The 3298-nt window shown below is 37.6% G+C and carries 3 protein-coding genes; 2 read left to right on the forward strand and 1 reads right to left on the reverse strand.

What is annotated here, in order from left to right; genetic code table 11:
* Positions 1 to 270: 270 nt before the first annotated feature.
* Both FFM82_RS13315 and FFM82_RS13320 read left to right on the forward strand, forming a co-directional pair.
* The gene (locus tag FFM82_RS13315) at positions 271 to 1221 is read left to right on the forward strand and encodes a protein rep (protein WP_137646232.1); all 951 of its coding nucleotides are present in this window, start codon (positions 271 to 273) and stop codon (positions 1219 to 1221) included.
* A gap of 157 nt (positions 1222 to 1378) precedes the next feature.
* Positions 1379 to 1909 (forward strand): hypothetical protein, encoded by a 531-nt coding sequence (locus FFM82_RS13320; protein ID WP_137646233.1) that lies wholly within the window; start codon positions 1379 to 1381, stop codon positions 1907 to 1909.
* 37 nt (positions 1910 to 1946) lie between these two features.
* On the opposite strand, the gene FFM82_RS13620 is transcribed toward FFM82_RS13320, so the two are convergent.
* Positions 1947 to 2108 (reverse strand): hypothetical protein, encoded by a 162-nt coding sequence (locus tag FFM82_RS13620; RefSeq protein ID WP_170178312.1) that lies wholly within the window; start codon positions 2106 to 2108, stop codon positions 1947 to 1949.
* Positions 2109 to 3298: the final 1190 nt, after the last annotated feature.

A 3298-nucleotide genomic window follows, 5' to 3' on the forward strand; every position in this document is an offset into this window, starting at 1 on the left:
CAACAACTAGTTTTTGGAATTGGGGTTAATTGGGCTTGTATTCCTTGATTTTATAGGCTTTCGGTGTATTATTAGGGTTATAAATCGTTGAAAAAAAAACAAAATAAAAAACCCACGTGAGAATCTCTGTTTGGCGACCGAGTACGTGAGTTGATTATTATTCGTAGTTGTAGTTATAGTTTAAGGGGCAAACCCTTTAATGTCAAGGCTGCTACCTTATTGAAAATGATAGTCAGCTCCTTCACGTGGTAAAGCGGAAGGAGCTTTTTTATGTCAGAAATTTTCGAAGATAAAACCGAAAATGGAAAAGTAAGACCTTGGCGAGAACGGAAGATTGAAAATGTACGTTATGCCGATTATTTATCAATCTTAGAATTTAAGCGGGCCCATGATATTCGTGGTTGTGGGCAAGTATTGCGCTTTCGTAAGATTGGCGATCACTTAAAACTCTATCAAACGTGGTTTTGTCATAAACGATTGTGTCCGCTTTGCAATTGGAGAAAGAGCATGAAAAATTCAAGCCAGTTAAAACAAATTATCGCGGAAACCATTAAGCGTGGACCAACTGGTCGGTTTTTATTTTTAACGTTAACGGTAAAAAATGTGATGACGGCGGAAGAATTAAAGCAGTCATTACGAGCAATGACAAAGGCTTTTAATAAATTAATGCGCTATAAAAAAATAACGCAAAATTTGTTAGGTTATTTGCGTTCAACGGAAATAACGGTCAGTGAACAAGACGGCTCTTATAATCAACATTTGCATGTGTTGTTATTTGTAAAATCAAGTTATTTTAAGAATTCGAATAATTATATTAAGCAAGCTGATTGGGCAAAGTTGTGGCAAAAAGCGTTGAAAGTTGATTATGAACCCATGGTGCATGTGCAAGCGGTAAAAGCTAATAAGCGTAAGGGGTCTGATTCACTGCAAGCTAGTGCCGAAGAAACCGCCAAGTATGAAGTGAAATCAGCTGATTATATGAAGGCTGATGATGAACAGAATTTATCCGTTATTAAAGATTTGGAATATGCCTTAGCTGGGACACGCCGAATTAGTTATGGTGGCTTGCTGAAACGAGTGAAGCAAGATTTGCATTTGGAAGATGTTGAGAATGGCGATTTAATTCATATTGGTGATGAAGATTACACCAAAGAAGAATTAGAATCAGCGGAAGAAGTTGTGGCGAAATGGGATTTTACCAAACAAAATTATTTTGTATAGATGGAAAAATTGTGAAGTATTGGAAGATAGTTTTTAAATTTTGAGAGTCATCTAAGGTGATTTTTGATTGTGTGTGTAATCATTAACAAAAATGAAGAGCCGTTATATACTTTATGTGGTTTTTTGGTTTAGGTTTTGGGTAAAGGAGGAATATGAAATGAGTAGTAAAATTATATCTTTGTCACTTGCTGCATTGCTTGGGATATCTTTGACTTTGCCAGCTTTGAATGTACAAGCATCTGATGTTTCAGGCAATGATTCGTCTGTACAAACTGTTAAAGCTAATGATAATGATGATGCTACGTACTATATTTCGAATAGAGAGATTTTTGATGCCATGCAAAAGCAGGGTGTAGATGTTCAATCAATCTTATCACCAGAAGAATACCAGAGTGCTCTTAATCAGGATATGCTGAGACAGGGCTCAAATTGGTTGCACAAATACACTTATAAGGGTCATTCAAGGATAACTGTTGGTGTTAATTCAGCTATTGTTAAATTGATGAAATATGGTGGTCAGGGAGGAGTTTATGCTATTCAAGCTTTACTGGCTGCTAGGGGAATGCCTATGGACCCAGGGGCAGCTGCCGGAATTCATGGTACGTTAGCAAGCATTAATGCAAGTAAGGGACATTGGTGGCATATAGATTTAAAAACGCATAAAGTTGTAGCTCATGGAAATCAATAATTAATAGATTATGTATTGAAAAGCACTAGTAATATTACTAGTGCTTTTTTGCTATTGTTTTCCAGAATTGATAGAGAGAAAGATGTGATTCCTTGTAGTTTCGATAAAGACTACCTAAATTTTCTGCCCAGCCACCGTTCATAAAATAGGCTCCAATTCCAAAAAGTATCAATATTCCAATAATTTTTATAATGTCCATATTCTTTTTTCCTCCTGAAGGTATTTTCTATATTTTTGTTTTAATTATACTCTGCTATGAGGAAGAGTTGAAAGCTTGCTGTCTTTGATAATTTATTTATTAATATGATATTTGGCTTACGCAGCTTTGGTAGAGTTCTGCATGAAATGCGCTCGCTATGCAATAGCCCGCCGGAGGTTTTTCTAGCCGGATAATAGGCGCAGAAAAATAGCAGTTCTCCCTAGTAGGAAGGGAGAACGCTACTGCCTCGCAGAGCCCACCTTTACGAAGTAAAGTATAGTGGGTTATACTTTACTTGGAAGATGACCGGAATTTGGGGGTATGCGTTATGAGTTATGTGGTCGCCAGAATGCAGAAATTGAAAGCTGATAATTTGGTTGGTTTGGGAAATCATGACCAACGGAAAAAGACTAATCACAGATAAACTCAGAATACATAAGCATTCAACACCAAAAGTATCAAAATTGATACGGCTGACCGGCTGTTAGATAGAGCCGGTCTTTTTTTTGGCTATTTTTATTTATCAAAAAATAATTCAAGGCAAGGTTCAAGGCAAGGCGCACTTACACCCCACTCAATACTTGTGGGGTAAATCGTGCTAAACCCTGTATCAGAATTCGCGTTGCTCAAACGAAACTGACTGCGTCAGTTGGAACATTCAAAACAGATAAAGTTCAGTCGCGAGCTCCTTCGAACTTTTTCCATTTTGAACGTTGAAATTATTGGGATAGCTTTAAAAAGTTTATATTTGCGTTATAAGCGATTTTAACTAGCAGTGGGCTATTTCAATGTCTGTCAACGGTAAATCGACTTAGAGGGGCTTATTGAGCCTTACAGGCGATATTAGCCCCTCTTGGAGGCTTTAAGGAGTTGATAGACTAATTAACCCCAAAGCCTGATGAGCAGGAAACAAGCCCTTGTTTCCCCGAGCCCAGCGGCGGCAAGCGTTACGATCCAGCTGGTTCAGCTGGTCAGGTTTGGGTGAAACCCAAGGTTTTAAAAAAGGCAGTTCAGCGGTTTTTGCTGAGCTGTCTTTTTGGGGTTTAAAAACGCCAATTTTTGGCGTTTTCTTCTTATCTTGATACTATTAGCAACAACTAGTTTTTGGAATTGGGGTTAATTGGGCTTGTATTCCTTGATTTTATAGGCTTTCGGTGTATTATTAGGGTTATAAATCGTTGAAAAAAAAA

The organism is Lactiplantibacillus plajomi (genome assembly GCF_005405405.1).
Classification (GTDB): Bacteria; Bacillota; Bacilli; order Lactobacillales; family Lactobacillaceae; genus Lactiplantibacillus; species Lactiplantibacillus plajomi.

Excerpts from the sequence above, each read along its gene's own strand:
- FFM82_RS13315 (WP_137646232.1), top strand. The coding sequence starts at position 271 with ATGTCAGAAATTTTCGAAGATAAAACCGAAAATGGAAAAGTAAGACCT.
- FFM82_RS13620 (WP_170178312.1), bottom strand. The coding sequence starts at position 2,108 with ATGGACATTATAAAAATTATTGGAATATTGATACTTTTTGGAATTGGA.
- FFM82_RS13320 (WP_137646233.1), top strand. The coding sequence starts at position 1,379 with ATGAGTAGTAAAATTATATCTTTGTCACTTGCTGCATTGCTTGGGATA.